10 protein-coding genes and 1 riboswitch are annotated in these 15,871 nt (G+C 57.2%); of the genes, 8 read left to right on the top strand and 2 right to left on the bottom strand.

Annotated features, from left to right (window positions below):
* Positions 1 to 193: 193 nt before the first annotated feature.
* From sgrR to thiQ, 4 genes are all read left to right on the top strand, one after another.
* Positions 194 to 1,855, top strand: a complete 1,662-nt coding sequence (gene sgrR / locus P6287_RS03455) for an HTH-type transcriptional regulator SgrR (protein WP_277974514.1) — start codon at positions 194 to 196, stop codon at positions 1,853 to 1,855.
* Between the two features lie 35 nt (positions 1,856 to 1,890).
* Positions 1,891 to 1,986: riboswitch (TPP riboswitch) on the top strand.
* 46 nt (positions 1,987 to 2,032) lie between these two features.
* Positions 2,033 to 3,019, top strand: coding sequence for a thiamine ABC transporter substrate binding subunit (gene thiB / locus P6287_RS03450; RefSeq protein WP_277974513.1), 987 nt, complete (start codon positions 2,033 to 2,035; stop codon positions 3,017 to 3,019).
* Positions 3,019 to 4,605, top strand: coding sequence for a thiamine/thiamine pyrophosphate ABC transporter permease ThiP (thiP, locus tag P6287_RS03445; RefSeq protein WP_277974512.1), 1,587 nt, complete (start codon positions 3,019 to 3,021; stop codon positions 4,603 to 4,605). The genes thiB and thiP overlap by 1 nt, the downstream gene beginning before the upstream one ends.
* Entirely contained in the window at positions 4,589 to 5,290 is a 702-nt protein-coding gene (gene thiQ / locus P6287_RS03440; protein ID WP_101762131.1) for a thiamine ABC transporter ATP-binding protein ThiQ, read from the top strand. The genes thiP and thiQ overlap by 17 nt, the downstream gene beginning before the upstream one ends.
* Here the strand turns inward: thiQ and P6287_RS03435 are convergent.
* A complete protein-coding gene (locus P6287_RS03435; RefSeq protein ID WP_277974511.1) occupies positions 5,287 to 6,051 on the bottom strand; it encodes a DedA family protein in 765 nt (254 codons plus the stop codon). The two genes, thiQ and P6287_RS03435, sit on opposite strands and share 4 nt — an antisense overlap.
* Positions 6,052 to 6,215: 164 nt before the next feature.
* Between P6287_RS03435 and polB the strand changes: the two genes are divergently transcribed.
* The 3 genes from polB to rluA all read left to right on the top strand — a co-directional run bounded on the left by polB (position 6,216) and on the right by rluA (position 12,314).
* On the top strand, positions 6,216 to 8,576 hold the full coding sequence (polB, locus tag P6287_RS03430; protein ID WP_277974510.1) for a DNA polymerase II: 2,361 nt from the start codon (positions 6,216 to 6,218) through the stop codon (positions 8,574 to 8,576).
* 152 nt (positions 8,577 to 8,728) lie between these two features.
* Positions 8,729 to 11,635: an RNA polymerase-associated protein RapA gene (gene rapA / locus P6287_RS03425; RefSeq protein WP_277974509.1), complete on the top strand. Its 2,907-nt coding sequence runs from the start codon at positions 8,729 to 8,731 to the stop codon at positions 11,633 to 11,635.
* Between the two features lie 19 nt (positions 11,636 to 11,654).
* A complete protein-coding gene (rluA, locus tag P6287_RS03420; RefSeq protein WP_137385141.1) occupies positions 11,655 to 12,314 on the top strand; it encodes a bifunctional tRNA pseudouridine(32) synthase/23S rRNA pseudouridine(746) synthase RluA in 660 nt (219 codons plus the stop codon).
* Between the two features lie 168 nt (positions 12,315 to 12,482).
* Here rluA and djlA read toward each other — a convergent pair whose 3' ends face one another.
* Positions 12,483 to 13,295 carry a co-chaperone DjlA gene (djlA, locus tag P6287_RS03415; RefSeq protein WP_061718138.1) on the bottom strand — a complete coding sequence of 271 codons (813 nt, stop codon included), beginning with the start codon at positions 13,293 to 13,295 and terminating at the stop codon, positions 12,483 to 12,485.
* Between the two features lie 182 nt (positions 13,296 to 13,477).
* Here djlA and lptD point away from each other — a divergent pair, with 182 nt between their 5' ends.
* Positions 13,478 to 15,847 (top strand): LPS assembly protein LptD, encoded by a 2,370-nt coding sequence (lptD, locus tag P6287_RS03410; RefSeq protein ID WP_225614463.1) that lies wholly within the window; start codon positions 13,478 to 13,480, stop codon positions 15,845 to 15,847.
* Positions 15,848 to 15,871 lie beyond the last annotated feature (24 nt).

Raw genomic sequence — 15,871 nt, 5'->3', positions numbered from 1 at the left:
ACGAAAAAAGCCAGCAGATAAAGCGCTGCTGGCGGTGAAAATGCACCCTACTCAGAAAGGGGTTCCACGTCGGCGGAACCGCTGGCAGAGCGCCATTCATTACTGAATGCCTCCCGCTCTTCCATTGCCGGGCAGTATGCCTCTAATATGAGGCAGGAAAAACTGAGCGATTCTGACAAGGAGTTCCCCTTTTATGTCCTCTTCACGTCTGCAGCAGCAATTTATCCGCCTATGGCAAAGCCGTCAGGGGCAGGATCAGGAAACCACGCTCAGCGAGCTGGCCGATCTGCTGCACTGCTCGCGTCGCCATATGCGTAACCTGCTCAACGCCATGCAAGGCCAAGGCTGGCTGATTTGGCAGGCAGAAGCGGGACGTGGCAAGCGCTCAATGCTGAGTTTTTGCTACACCGGCCTGGCGCTCCAGCAGCAGCGCGCCGAGGATCTGCTGGAACAAGATCGTATCGAACAGTTAGTGCAGCTGGTGGGCGATAAAAACCAGGTGCGCCAGATGATTGCGGCACATTTAGGCCGCAGCTTCCGCCAGGGTAAACACATCCTGCGCGTGCTCTATTATCGCCCGCTGCCCAATCTGCTGCCCGGTTCGCCGCTGCGCCGTTCGGAAACCCATCTGGCGCGACAAATTTTCAACGGCCTGATGCGCATAAATGAGGAAAAGGGGGAAATCGAACCCGATATCGCCCATCACTGGCAGCAAACCTCGCCGCTGCAGTGGCGTTTCTTCCTGCGCCCGGCGATTCGTTTTCATCATGGCCGTGAACTGGAAATGGCGGATGTGATTGCTTCGCTGGAGCGCGTGCGCAGCCAGCCGCTGTTTTCTCACATCAGTAAACTGGATTCGCCCGCGCCCTGGACGCTGGATATCCATCTGAGCCAGCCGGACGATTGGTTGCCGTGGCTGCTGGCCAGCGTCAGCGCGATGATCCTGCCGCGCGAATGGCCCACGTTACGCCAGTTTGCCCGCCAGCCGCTTGGCACCGGTCCGTACAGCGTGGTGCGCAATCAGCAAACGCAGCTGAAAATCGCCGCCTTTGATGATTACTTTGGCTATCGCGCGCTGATTGACGATGTGTCGATTTGGGTGCTGCCGGAGATCAGCGACGAGCTGGTGTATGCCGGGGTTAAATTGCAAGGCGAAACCGCCGATGAAAAATCGGAAGAGAGTCGTCTGGAAGAAGGCTGCTACTTCCTGCTGTACGATCAGCGCTCCGAGTTGGGCCGCGATGCGCATTTCCGCCGCTGGGTAAGCTATCTGTTTAATCCCATCGCCTTACTGAATCATGCAGGCGTAGGCTATCAGCGTTACTGGTTCCCGGCTTATGGCTTGCTGCCGCGCTGGCACCATCGCCGCGATCTCACCTCCGCCGATAAACCGGCAGGCTTAACTCAGCTGACGCTGAGCTGGTACAGCCATCACGTTGAGCATGAAGGTATCGCTAACGCGTTGCGACCGCTGTTGGCGCAGCAAGGTGTTGAGCTAATTACTCGTGTCGTGAGCTACGAAGCGTGGTTCGAGGGTGAAGGTGAAAGTGATATCTGGCTCGGCAGCGTCAACTTTACCCTGCCGCTGGAGTACGCGCTGTTCGCGCAACTGTTCGAGTTGCCATTGATGCATCACTGCATCCCGATTGACTGGCAAGCCGATGCCGCGCGCTGGCGGCAGAAAGCGTTACCGCTGGCGGAATGGAGCAAACAGCTGATCGACCGCGACTATCTGCATCCGCTGTTCCATCACTGGCTGCTGCTGGAAGGGCAACGCAGTATGCGCGGCGTGCGGCTGAATACGCTCGGCTGGTTTGATTTCAAATCAGCCTGGTTTGCACCACCGGAGCTGTGATCCTTTCGCGCTGTCATATAAATGTCTAGAATGAGCCGTTCTCAACGGGGTGCCTTGATATCAGGGCTGAGAGAAACCCGTCGAACCTGATCCGGCTAATACCGGCGTAGGGATTTGAGATGCCTCACGCCTCAGATCCTTTGCGACTCAACATCTCTTCTCCTCAAGGAGCGCAAAGTGTTAAACAAAGTTCTGCCTATGTTGCTGCTGGTTACGGCTCCGGCTTTCGCTGCTAAACCGGTTCTGACCGTCTACACCTACGATTCGTTCTCTGCCGATTGGGGCCCCGGTCCGGCGGTAAAAAAAGCCTTTGAAGCGCAGTGCGACTGCGAATTGAAGTATGTGGCGCTGGAAGATGGCGTATCGCTGCTCAATCGCGTGCGCATGGAAGGTAAAAACAGCAAAGCCGATGTGGTGCTGGGGCTGGATAACAATCTGGTGCAGGCGGCGGAGAAAACCGGCTTGTTTGCCAAAAGCAGTATTGATACCCGCAGCTTAAAACTGCCGGATGGCTGGAACAATCAAACCTTTATCCCGTTCGATTATGGCTACTTCGCTTTCGTCTACGATAAAAACAAACTGAAGAACCCGCCGAAAAGCCTGAAAGAGCTGGTCGAAAGCCCGGAAAAATGGCGCGTGATTTATGAAGATCCGCGTACCAGCACGCCGGGTCTTGGCCTGCTGCTGTGGATGCAAAAAGTGTATGGCGATAACGCAGCTGATGCGTGGCAGAAGCTGGCGCAAAAAACCGTTACCGTCACTAAAGGCTGGAGCGAAGCTTACGGCTTGTTCCTGAAAGGCGAAGGCGATCTGGTGTTGAGCTACACCACGTCTCCTGCTTATCACATCATCGAAGAGAAGAAAGAGAACTACGCCGCGGCCGAATTCAGCGAAGGCCACTATTTACAGGTGGAAGTCGCCGCGCAGCTCGCCAGCAGCAAACAGCCTAAGCTGGCGCAGCAGTTCATGCAGTTTATGGTTTCTCCGGCCTTCCAGCAGACCATTCCTACCGGCAACTGGATGTATCCGGTGATCAAAAGCGATCTGCCAGCCGGTTATCAAGCGCTGCAGGTGCCCGCGAAGGCGTTGCAATTCACGCCAGCCGAAGTCGCTGACCATCGCGCCGCGTGGATCAGCGCATGGCAAAGCGCCGTTAGCCGTTAATGCCCGGCTGGTTGATTCCCGGTAGCGCCATCGCGCTGTTGCTGTGCGCGGTGGCGCTGCTGGCGTTTGGCGCATTGGTGATGGTCGCTCCGGCCACCGACTGGCGCGCGCTACTCGACGACAGCTATTTGCATCATGTGCTGCTGTTCTCGTTTGAGCAGGCGCTGCTGTCGGCGCTGCTGTCGGTGTTGACCGCGATCCTGCTGGCGCGCGCGCTCTATCGTCGCCGTTTTCCGGGACGCAATCTGTTGCTACGTCTGTGCGCCATGACGCTGGTGCTGCCGGTGCTGGTGGCGGTGTTTGGCTTGCTCAGCGTGTACGGTCGCAGCGGCTGGCTGGCACAACTGTGCGCGACCATCGGCTTTGACTACCACTTTTCGCCGTATGGCCTGCAGGGCATTCTGCTGGCGCACGTCTTCTTTAACCTGCCGCTGGCGACGCGCCTGCTGTTACAGGCATTGGAGAGCATTCCCGGCGAGCAGCGCCAGGTCGCCGCCCAGCTTGGCCTGCGCGGCTGGAATCTGTTTCGCTTGCTGGAGTGGCCGTGGCTGCGCCGTCAGATTCTGCCGACGGCGGCGCTGATCTTTATGCTCTGTTTCGCCAGCTTCGCCACGGTGCTGGCGCTGGGCGGCGGACCACAAGCGACCACGCTGGAACTGGCGATCTATCAGGCGCTGAATTTCGATTACGATCCGGGCCGCGCGGCGCTGCTGGCGCTGTTACAGCTCGCTTGCTGTTTGCTGCTGGTAATGCTGAGCCAGCGCTTTAGCAAAGCCATTCCCACCGGCAGCCAGAGCATTCGCGGCTGGCGCGATCCGCAGGATTCATGGCAGGCGCGCATCAGCGATACGGTGCTGATTGGCCTGGCGCTGCTGCTGCTGTTACCGCCGCTGGCGGCAGTAATCGTCGATGGTTTGCGCGGCGGCGTTGCCGGTGCGCTGCAACAAGCGGCGCTGTGGCAAGCCACCTTTACCTCGCTGCGTATTGCCGTGGGCGCCGGCGTGCTCTGCGTGGTGCTGACCATGATGCTGCTGTGGAGCAGCCGCGAACTGCGGCAGCGCCAGAACAGAGTCGCCGCGCAGGCGATGGAGATGAGCGGCATGCTGATTCTGGCGATGCCGGGCATTGTACTGGCGAGCGGTTTCTTTCTGCTGTTCAACGCCACCGTGGGGTTGCCGCAGCGCGCCGATGGTTTGGTGATCTTTACTAACGCCCTGATCGCCATTCCTTATGCGATGAAAGTGCTGGAGAATCCGATGCGCGATATCAGCGCCCGTTACAGCCAGCTCTGCGCTTCACTCGGCATCTCCGGTTTCAACCGCTTGCGGCTGATTGAGCTGCGCGCGCTGAAACGCCCGATTGCTCAGGCGCTGGCGTTTGCCTGCGTGCTGTCGATTGGCGATTTCGGCGTGGTCGCGCTGTTTGGCAGCGCCGATTTCCGCACGCTGCCCTTCTATCTGTTCCAACAGATTGGCGCCTATCGCGGTGCGGACGGTGCCGTCACCGCACTCCTGCTGCTGCTGCTCTGCTTACTACTTTTTACTCTGATGGAAAAATTACCGGGTCGCCATGCTGACACTGAATAACCTTACTTACCTTTATCAGCATCTGCCGATGCGCTTCAGTTTTGCGGCGCAGGCGGGTGAACGTCTGGCGATCCTCGGTCCGAGCGGCGCGGGGAAAAGTACTTTACTGAGTCTGATTGGCGGCTTTTTGCCGATCAATCAAGGCGCGCTGGTGATGAACGGCGTAGATCATACCCACAGCGTGCCGTCGGCGCGCCCGGTTTCTATGCTGTTCCAGGAGAACAATCTGTTTCCGCATCTCACGGTGCAGCAAAACATGGCGTTGGGCTTACATCCGGGCCTGAAACTGACGCGCGAACAGCAGCAGCAAGTGGTGGATATCGCCGAGCAAACCGGCTTGCAGGCGATGCTCACGCGTTTGCCTGGTCAGCTTTCCGGTGGACAGCGTCAGCGCGTGGCATTGGCGCGCTGCCTGCTGCGCAATCAACCGATTTTGCTGCTGGATGAACCCTTCTCAGCGCTGGATCCGGCGCTGCGCAACGAGATGCTGCAGCTGGTACGTTCGGTATGCGAAAACCGCAACATCACCTTGTTGATGGTGTCGCACAGTCTGGAAGATGCTCAGCAGATTGCGCCGCGCAGTTTGGTGATTGTCGACGGGCGCATCTATTGGGATGGCAGTACAGAGAGTTTGGTGCGCGGTGAAAGTGCCGCGGCCGCCATCCTTGGCGTGACAGCGCGTTAAGCGAAGAAAACTTTCCACAGCAGGTGGCGGAAGATTGGCATCATCGGATGGAACTGGATTGCGATAAACGCGCCCAGGCCAATCGCCGCCATCAGCGGTGCCAGCCAGCGCAGACGCGATGCAGGCAGATACTTAGTCGCCCAATCCACCGTTTTACCGCTGCGCGACCAGCGCCACAGCAACCAGCCACCGACCCACAGCAGCAGCGCCACCAGCAACAGCAGCCATTTAAAACTGCCGCCCTGCGCGGCCTGCGGTACATCAATCGCCACGCCCGCCAGAATGCCCGGCATCAAATACGCGGGCGGCCAGAGGATGCAGCCAATCAGGTTAGGCGGCAGGAATTTGCGCACCGGCAACTCCAGCATGCCCGCTGCCAGCGGAATCAGCGGACGCGTCGGGCCGACAAATCGCCCCACCAGAATGGTGAACATGCTGTGTTGATGCAGCGCATGCTCGGTTTTATCCAGCAAACCCTTGTACTTTTTCAGATATTTCCAGCGATGCAGCGGCCCCTGAAACTTCCAGCCGATGCCGTAGGAAACCCAATCGCCGATTAAACAGCCAACGAATCCGGCCGCCCACGCAGGGTAAAGACCAATTTGTCCGCTTCCGACCAGCGCCCCAAGGCTGGCCATTAATACCGTGCCCGGCAACAGCAATCCCACGAAGGCCAGCGACTCAAGGAAGGTCACCAGCGCCACAGCGATCAGCGCGTACTCCAGCGATTGCGAAAACAGGTGTTGAATCCAGGCTTCCATAAATATCCTCTGCGGAATATAGAGGCTGGATTGTCCAGAGCATACACATGGTCGTCAAGGCAAGAATTGTAGAACGATGTTGACAAAGTGGTGACAATTTCGCCTGCAGGACACTGTATAAACATCCATGTTATACTCAATGCAATTCATTCTCTGGAGTTCACGTGACCGATCCGCGCGCAGGTTTTCTGCTTACCCGACATTGGCGAGATACGCCGACCGGCAGCGAAGTGGTGCTGTGGCTGGCCACCGACAGCGGCCCGCAGCGGCTGGTGCTGCCTGCCCAGGAATCCGTGGCGTTTGTGCCCGAGGAGTTTCGCACGCCAACCGAAGCGCTGATCCGCGACGAACGTCATACGCGCCTGCAAACGCTGGAGCTGAAGGATTTCCGCCGCCGCCCGGTGTTTGGCCTCTATTGCCGCAGCAATCGCCAGCTGCAAAATCTGGAAAAGCGCCTGCGTGAAAACGGCATTCCGGTCTATGAAGCGGATATTCGTCCACCCGAACGCTATTTGATGGAGCGCTTTATCACCGCGCCGGTGTGGTTTAGCGGTGAAATACGCGGTGACAGCGTGGTCAACGCGCGTCTGAAACCGCATCCTGATTATCGTCCGCAGCTGAAATGGGTATCGCTGGATATCGAAACCACGCAGCACGGTGAGCTCTACTGCATCGGGCTGGAAGGCTGCGGTCAGCGCCAGGTTTACATGCTCGGTCCGCCCAACGGCGATGCCAGCACGCTCGATTTTGAACTGATCTATGTTGATAGCCGCCCGCAGCTGCTTGAGCAGCTCAACGCATGGTTCGAGCGGCATGAACCGGATGTGATTATTGGCTGGAATGTAGTGCAGTTCGATCTACGCGTACTGCAGAAACACGCCGATCGCTACGGCATTCCGCTGCGTTTAGGGCGTCAGAAGCAGGCGCTGGAGTGGCGCGAGCACGGCTTCAAACCTGGTGTGTTCTTCGCGCAGGCAACGGGCCGCTTAATTATTGATGGTATCGACGCGCTCAAATCCGCGTTTTGGGATTTCCCGTCATTCAGCCTCGAAGCGGTCTCGCGCCAGCTGCTTGGTGAAGGCAAGGCCATCAATAATCCGTGGGATCGCATGGAAGAGATCAACTGGCGCTTTGCCAACGATAAACCGGCGCTGGCGAAATATAATCTCAAGGATTGTGAGCTGGTGACGCGCATTTTCCAGCACACCGCCATCATGCCGTTCCTGCTGGAACGCGCCACGGTAAATGGTTTAGCGGTGGATCGTCACGGCGGTTCGGTGGCGGCCTTTGGTCATCTCTATATCCCGCGCATGCACCGCGCCGGTTTCGTGGCGCCGAATCTCGGCGAAGTGGCGCCGGAAGCCAGCCCCGGCGGCTACGTGATGGATTCGCGGCCCGGCCTGTACGATTCGGTGCTGGTGCTGGATTACAAAAGCCTCTATCCCTCAATTATTCGCACCTTCCTTATCGATCCGGTGGGTTTGGTGGAAGGCCTGGCGCACCCGGATGACGCCGATTCCGTGCCCGGCTTCCGCAATGCGCGCTTTTCCCGTGAGACCCACTGTTTACCGGCAATTGTCGAGCAGATTTGGCAAGGGCGTGAAGCCGCCAAGCGCGACAATAACAAACCGCTGTCGCAGGCGCTGAAAATCATCATGAATGCTTTTTATGGCGTGCTCGGCACCAGCGCCTGCCGCTTCTTCGATCCGCGCCTCGCGTCATCCATCACCCTACGCGGCCACGCCATCATGCAGCAAACGCGCGAGCTGATTGAAGCGGAAGGCTTTGATGTGATTTACGGCGATACCGATTCCACCTTCGTCTGGCTGAAAGGCGCGCACAGTGAAGCGGAGGCGACGGCGATTGGTCGTCATCTCGCTGAACAGGTGAACGGCTGGTGGCGGCAGCATCTGCAATCGACTTATGGGCTGGAGAGCGCGCTGGAGCTGGAGTATGAAACGCACTTCAGCCGTTTCCTGATGCCTACCATTCGCGGCGCCGAACAGGGCAGCAAAAAGCGCTATGCCGGCATGATTCGCAACGAGGGCGGCGAGCGGCTGGTGTTTAAAGGCCTCGAATCAGTGCGCACCGACTGGACGCCGCTGGCGCAGCAGTTCCAGCAAAATCTGTATGGCCGTATTTTCCGTGGCGAGCCGTGGCAGGATTACATTCGCGAAACGGTGGCGCAGCTGCTGGCCGGTGAACTCGACGATCAGCTGGTGTATAAAAAACGCCTGCGGCGCGCGCTGAAAGATTACGAGCGCAATGTGCCGCCACATGTGCGCGCTGCGCGTCTCGCCGATGAGCAAAACCGCAAGCTGCAGCGCCCGCTGCAGTATCAAAACGGTGGCTCGATCCGCTATGTGATGGCCACGGCCGGACCGGAACCGCTCGAGGTGCGCAATACGCCCCTCGACTACGATCATTACGTCACCAAACAGCTGCAACCGGTGGCTGACGGCATTTTGCCGTTCGTCGGTGACGACTTTGCTACACTCATTACTGGGCAGCTGGGGCTTTTTTGACAGGTGACGAATGCCTTGCCATCCAGTACCATAGCGCCCTTCCTGATTCTCACCGCACTCACAATCTGACCAAACACCCGTTTGGCGGTTGGGTATTGCCTGAGTACAGGTGAACTTCTTTATGGCATGTCAGAGAGTCGAGCAAAAAATATATGGTTTTTACACTGGGTCAGCGCTGGATTAGTGATACGGAAAGTGAACTGGGATTGGGCACGGTGGTCGCGCTCGATACGCGCATGATCACCATGCTTTTTCCGGCAACCGGCGAAAACCGCCTGTATGCCCGAAACGATTCTCCGGTCACTCGTGTGATTTTCAATCCGGGTGACACCATCACCAGCCACGAAGGCTGGCAGATGACCGTCGATGAAGTCCGCAACGAAAACGATTTAATGACTTACATCGGCACACGTCTCGACACCGAAGAAGCGGGCGTCGTCATGCGCGAAGTGATGCTGGACAGCAAACTGGTGTTCAGCAAGCCGCAGGATCGCCTGTTCGCCGGTCAGCTCGACCGCATGGACCGCTTTGCGCTGCGTTTCCGCGCACGCAAATACCACAGCGAGCAATACCGCCTGCCGATCAGCGGCCTGCGCGGGATGCGCACCAATTTGATTCCGCATCAGCTGCACATCGCTCACGATGTCGGCCGTCGCCACGCGCCGCGCGTGCTGCTGGCAGATGAAGTGGGCTTGGGTAAAACCATTGAAGCCGGGATGATCATCCAGCAACAGCTGCTGGCCGGTCGTGCCGAGCGCGTGCTGATTGTGGTGCCGGAAACGCTGCAACATCAGTGGCTGGTGGAAATGTTGCGTCGCTTTAACCTGCGCTTTGCGCTGTTTGATGACGATCGCTACACCGAAGCGCAGCACGACAGCGACAATGCCTTTGAAACCGAGCAGCTGATTATCTGTTCGCTCGATTTTGTACGCCGTAACAAGCAGCGTCTTGAGCTGCTGGCCGATGCCGAGTGGGATCTGCTGGTGGTTGATGAAGCGCACCATCTGGCATGGAGCGAAGACGCACCGAGCCGCGAATATCAGGTTATTGAGCAGCTGGCAGAGAAAACCGCTGGCGTACTGCTGCTGACTGCCACGCCAGAACAGCTGGGCTTAGAGAGCCACTTTGCACGTCTGCGCCTGCTCGACCCGAATCGTTTCCACGATTTCGGCCAGTTTGTCGAAGAGCAGCAGCATTATCGTCCAGTAGCCGATGCGGTGAGCTCGCTGCTGGCCGACCACGCCATCAGCAAAGATGAGATGAACCTGATTAACGATCTGATCGGTGAACAGGATATCGAGCCGCTGCTGCAAGTGGCGAACAGCGATCGCGATGGCAAAGAAGACGCGCGTAAAGAGCTGGTCTCGATGCTAATGGATCGCCACGGCACCAGCCGCGTGCTGTTCCGTAACACCCGTAACGGCGTGAAAGGCTTCCCGAAACGCGAGCTGCACCAGATTCGTCTGCCGCTGCCCGCGCAGTATCAAACAGCGATTAAAGTCTCCGGCATCATGGGCACGCGCAAAAGCGCAGAAGAGCGCGCGCGTGACATGCTGTATCCCGAGCAGATTTATCAGGAATTTGAAGGCGATAGCGGCACATGGTGGAACTTCGATCCGCGCGTTGAGTGGCTGATGGGTTACCTCACCAGCAACCGCAAAGAGAAAGTGCTGGTGATCTGCGCCAAAGCCGCCACCGCGCTGCAGCTGGAGCAGGTGCTGCGTGAGCGCGAAGGCATCCGTGCCGCCGTGTTCCACGAAGGCCTATCGATTATCGAACGCGACCGCGCAGCGGCCTTCTTCGCCTCCGAAGAGGATGGCGCGCAGGTGTTGCTGTGTTCCGAAATCGGTTCTGAAGGCCGTAACTTCCAGTTCGCCAGCCGTTTGGTGATGTTCGATCTGCCGTTCAACCCGGATCTGCTGGAGCAGCGTATCGGTCGTCTCGATCGTATCGGCCAGATGCATGACATCCAGATTCTGGTGCCGTGGCTGGAAAAAACCGCGCAGGCGGTGCTGCTGCGCTGGTATCACGAAGGCTTGGATGCGTTCGAACACACCTGCCCAACTGGCCGCGCCATTTATGACAATGAGTACAATCAGCTGATTGAATATCTTGCTGCGCCGGAAAATCCGCAGGGACTCGATGAGTTCATCAGCGCAAGCCGTAAGCAGCACGATGCGCTGAAAGCACAGCTGGAACAGGGACGCGATCGCTTACTGGAACTGAACTCCAACGGCGGCGAAGCCGCTCAGGAGCTGGCAAATGCCATCGGCGAGCAGGACAACGATACCGATCTGGTTAACTTTGCGCTGAACCTGTTCGATATCGTCGGCATCAATCAGGAAGACCGCAGCGATAGCCTGATCGTGCTGACGCCGTCCGATCACATGCTGGTGCCTGATTTCCCTGGCCTGCCGGAAGAGGGTTGCACCGTGACCTTTAACCGTAACCAGGCGCTGTCGCGCGAAGATACCCAGTTTATTACCTGGGAACATCCGCTGATCCTCAACGGCCTCGACCTGATCCTTTCGGGCGATACCGGTAGCTGTGCGCTGTCACTGCTGAAGAACAAGGCGCTGCCGGTCGGGACGCTGCTGGTCGAGATGATCTATGTGGTTGAAGCGCAAGCGCCAAAAAGTCTGCAGCTCACCCGCTTCCTGCCGCCAACGCCGGTGCGTTTGCTGATGGATCGCGCCGGGAACAATCTGGCGGGCAAAGTGGAGTTTGAAAGCTTTAACCGTCAGCTGAATGCGGTGAATCGCCATACCGGCAGCAAGCTGGTGAATGCGGTGCAGCAAGACGTGCACGAGATTCTGACCCAGGCCGAAAAAGCGATCGTTCCGGAAGCGCAGGCGATTATCGCGGCAGCGAAAGTGGAAGCCGAAGAGAAACTCGGTGCTGAGCTGTCACGTCTCGAAGCGCTGCGCGCGGTCAACCCCAACATCCGTGATGACGAGGTTGAAGCGCTGGAGAGCAATCGCGAACAGGTGTTGGAAAGCCTGGGCAATGCAGGCTGGCGTCTCGATGCGCTGCGTCTGATCGTTGTCACGCACCAATAATGTTCAGGACCGCGACATCATGCTGATGGAAGCTTACAACCCGCCGCTCGAACCCTGGCTGCATATTCTGTATCAGGACGAGCACATTATGGTGGTTAATAAACCGAGCGGGTTGCTGTCGGTGCCGGGCCGTCTCGAAGAGCACAAGGATAGCGTGATGACGCGCATCCAGCGTGATTTCCCGCAGGCGGAATCGGTGCACCGTCTCGATATGGCTACCAGCGGCGTGATCGTCGTGGCCCTGAATAAAGCGGCAGAGCGTGAGCTCAAGCGCCAGTTCCGTGAGCGCGAGCCTTCCAAATACTATGTGGCGCGCGTGTGGGGCCATCCGGCGGCAGAAGAGGGTTTGATCGATCTGCCGCTGATTTGCGACTGGCCGAATCGGCCGAAGCAGATGGTGTGTTTCGAGAACGGCAAAGCGGCGCAGACCGAGTATCAGGTGCTGGAGTATGAAGCCACGAACAGTGCGCGCGTCAAGCTTAAGCCAATTACCGGACGCTCACACCAGCTGCGTGTGCATCTGCTGGCGCTGGGGCATCCGATTCTTGGCGACCGCTTTTATGCACATGATGAGGCGCTGGCGATGGCGCCGCGTTTGCAGTTGCATGCGGAGTCGCTGACGATCACCCATCCGGCGTTTGGCAATAGCATGACGTTCAGGCAGCCGGCGGGATTTTAGTGTTGGAGATGCTGCCCCTCCTCGGTCCGTGCTTGCAGTCCCCCTCCTCGGTCCTCCCCCATGGATGGGGGAGGAAGATGTTGCTACATGTTAGTGATGAAGCTGCATGGGGCAGCATCTCCTTCCCCCGCTTGCGGGGGAAGGCCGGGATGGGGGACAGCAATAAAATTATTTAAACCCTTTCTCCTTACGAATCAGATCGTAAGCCGCCTGAATCTCCTGCGCTTTCTGCTTCGCCATCTCCATCATTTCCGGCGGTAAACCTTTCGCCACCAGCTTGTCAGGATGATGTTCGCTCATCAGCTTACGGTACGCGCGCTTGATGGTGGTGCCATCATCGCTGCTTTTCACGCCCAGCACGCTGCAGGCATCTTCCAGCGTAGGACCGCGTTGCGCCTGCTGATAGGCGCCGCCGCGGGAAGAACCGCCGCCACCAAACTGCTGACCGCCTTCCATCATGCGCAGGAACTGATCGAACTGTGCGCGTGAAATACCCAGCTCTTCGGCAATCACATACAGCACCTGACGTTCGTTGGGATGCAGTGAACCATCAGCGAAGGCGGCCTGGATTTGGATTTCCAGAAACATCCGAATCAGATCAAACCGGCCAAAGCAGGCGCTGCGCAGCTCGCGCAGTTTACTGCGCAACGGATAGTCGCTCTGTTTACCTTCACGGAACGCACGCTGCGCGGCAGTGCGCGCATCGCCATGCAGCTGCATGCGATCCATAAATAAGGAAGCAATCTGGATATCCGCTTCGGTGACGCGCCCTTTTGATTTGGTCAAATGGCCCATCACCTGAAATGTGGTACTGAAAAACAGCGTCTGACGCGCCTGGTTATTGGCGAAATAGCCCTGTCCTTTTACGCTGCGCACTTTGTCAAACATGTGACCAATGATCAGACCCAGTACAATGCCCCAAAAGCCTGCCCCGGAAAATATCCCGAGCGCCAGACCAATTACTTTTCCCCAGTAGCGCATAAACTCCTCAATTCGCCATGCTTGCGGCTGAAAATTGCATTATCATACCTGTCATTTATCTCAGCGCCTAACGGCAACGCGGACAGACAAGGATTAACACTGGCGCAACGCCGGGCAGTAAGTTAGTCTCTGACCGGATTGTCGGCATGATGCCAGTTTTCATGGAATTATCGAAACCGCGTATGAAAAAACGTATACCTACCTTGCTGGCTACCATGATTGGTGCAGCGCTTTATAGCCAGTCATCACTCGCCGACGATCTGATGTCGCAGTGCATGCTGGGCGTGCCGAGTTACAACCGCCCGCTGGTCAATGGCGACACCAACTCGCTGCCGGTCACCATCCATTCTGATTCCGCCAAAGGCAACTATCCGGATGATGCGGTGTTCACCGGTAACGTCGACGTGCAGCAAGGCAATAGCCGCCTGCGTTCCGACGAAGTGCAGCTGCATCAACGTCAGCAGGAAGGCCAAACCACGCCGGTTCGTACCGTGGATGCGCTGGGTAATGTGCACTATGACGACAATCAGGTCATCCTCAAAGGTCCGAAAGCCTGGTCAAATCTGAACACCAAAGACACCAACGTGTGGAACGGTGATTATCAGATGGTTGGCCGTCAGGGCCGCGGCGATGCCGATCAGATGAAACTGCGCGGTAACAATCGCTACACCATTCTGGAAAACGGCAGCTTTACCTCTTGTTTGCCGGGTTCCAACAGCTGGAGCGTGGTCGGTTCCGAAGTGATTCAGGACCGCGAAGAAGAAGTCGCGGAAATCTGGAACGCCCGCTTTAAGCTCGGCAATGTGCCGGTATTCTACAGCCCTTATTTACAGCTACCGATTGGCGATCGCCGCCGCTCCGGTTTCCTGATCCCGAATGCGAAATACGGCAGTAATAACGGCTTCGAATTCATGCTGCCGTATTACTGGAACATCGCGCCGCAGGCCGATGCCACCATCACGCCGCACTATATGGAAAAACGGGGTCTGCAGCTGCAGAACGAATTCCGCTATTTGACGGTGTTTGGCGCAGGCTTGATGGAGCTGGATTATCTGCAGTCAGATAAGCAGTACGACAATGACAAAGCAGTGCGTGGTATCGCGCAGGACGATAGCTCCGATCGCTGGCTGTTCTACTGGCGCCATTCGGGTGTATACGACCAGCACTGGCGCTTCAACGCTGACTACACCAAAGTAAGCGATCCCTATTACTTCAACGATCTTGAGTCGAAGTACTACAGCTCCACCGATGGTTACGCCACGCAGAAATTCAGCCTTGGCTACGCGGATACCAACTGGGACGCGACGCTGTCGACCAAAGACTTCCAGGTGTTTGGTAACACCAGCAACAGCAACGTCTATCGTGCGATGCCGCAGCTCGATCTGAACTTCTATCAGAACGATATGGGACCGTTTGATGGTCGAATCTTTGCGCAGGCGGTGAAATTTACCAACGTCAATAGCCAGATGCCTGAAACCACGCGTCTGCATGTTGAGCCAACGTTGAATTTGCCGCTGTCTAACGGCTGGGCGAGTCTCGATACCGAAGCGAAATTCCTGGCAACCCATTATCAGCAGGATGACGTTGAGTATTACAACACCTCGGTTAATACCGCTCGTGATAATCAGCTGGAAAACTCGGTCAACCGCACGCTGCCCCAGTTCAAAGTGGATGGCCGCCTAGTGTTTGACCGCGATATGGACTGGGAACCAGGCTATACGCAAACGCTGGAACCGCGTGTTCAGTACCTTTACGTCCCCTATCGTAACCAGAGCAATATCTATCCGTACGACTCGACGTTGCTGCAAACCGACTACACCGGCCTGTTCCGCGATCGTACCTATAGCGGCCTGGATCGCATCGCTTCAGCAAATGAAGTGGCGACCGGCGTAACCACGCGTATTTATGATAACGATCTGGTTGAACGTTTTAACGTTTCTGTGGGTCAAATCTACTCGTTTACCCCGTCTCGTACCGGCGTAAACCAGACGAACCAGGAAGATGACACCGGCAGCCTCGTTTGGGCCGGCGACACGTACTGGAAAATCAGCGATCGCTGGGGCGCGCGTGGCGGTCTGCAATATGACACCCGCCTCGATAACGTCGCGCAGGGCAATGCGGTAGTTGAGTATCGTCAGGATGCCGATCGTATGGTGCAGCTGAGCTATCGCTACAGCAGCCCGGAATATGTGGCGCAGGCGCTGAATAACTCAAGCCTGGTGACTAACCCGATCTACAAAAACGGGATTTCACAGGTGGGCGGCACTGCCAGCTGGCCGATTGCGGATGCCTGGTCACTGGTGGGCGGTTATTACTACGATACCCGCAACAGTCGTCCGGCTGAACAGCTGGTCGGCCTGCAGTACAGCTCGTGCTGCTATGCCATTCGTCTGGGTTACGAACGCAAGATCAACGGTTGGGAAAACAACGACAGTAAGTATGACAACCAAATCTCATTCAACATTGAGCTGCGTGGTCTGAGTTCTAACTATGGCTTAGGCACCAACGAAATGCTGCGTCAGGGCATCATCCCTTACCAGCGCGCTTTCTGATGTTGTGATGTTTGACAGGCTCTC

Source organism: Pantoea sp. X85 (assembly GCF_029623675.1).
Taxonomy (GTDB): Bacteria; Pseudomonadota; Gammaproteobacteria; order Enterobacterales; family Enterobacteriaceae; genus Pantoea; species Pantoea leporis.
Note: the sequence above shows the minus strand (reverse complement) of the source record. Positions and strands in the feature narration are given on the sequence as shown.

Coding starts and splice junctions, on each gene's coding strand:
- lptD (WP_225614463.1), top strand. CDS start 13,478: ATGAAAAAACGTATACCTACCTTGCTGGCTACCATGATTGGTGCAGCG.
- rapA (WP_277974509.1), top strand. CDS start 8,729: ATGGTTTTTACACTGGGTCAGCGCTGGATTAGTGATACGGAAAGTGAA.
- thiP (WP_277974512.1), top strand. CDS start 3,019: ATGCCCGGCTGGTTGATTCCCGGTAGCGCCATCGCGCTGTTGCTGTGC.
- djlA (WP_061718138.1), bottom strand. CDS start 13,295: ATGCGCTACTGGGGAAAAGTAATTGGTCTGGCGCTCGGGATATTTTCC.
- sgrR (WP_277974514.1), top strand. CDS start 194: ATGTCCTCTTCACGTCTGCAGCAGCAATTTATCCGCCTATGGCAAAGC.
- P6287_RS03435 (WP_277974511.1), bottom strand. CDS start 6,051: ATGGAAGCCTGGATTCAACACCTGTTTTCGCAATCGCTGGAGTACGCG.
- rluA (WP_137385141.1), top strand. CDS start 11,655: ATGCTGATGGAAGCTTACAACCCGCCGCTCGAACCCTGGCTGCATATT.
- thiQ (WP_101762131.1), top strand. CDS start 4,589: ATGCTGACACTGAATAACCTTACTTACCTTTATCAGCATCTGCCGATG.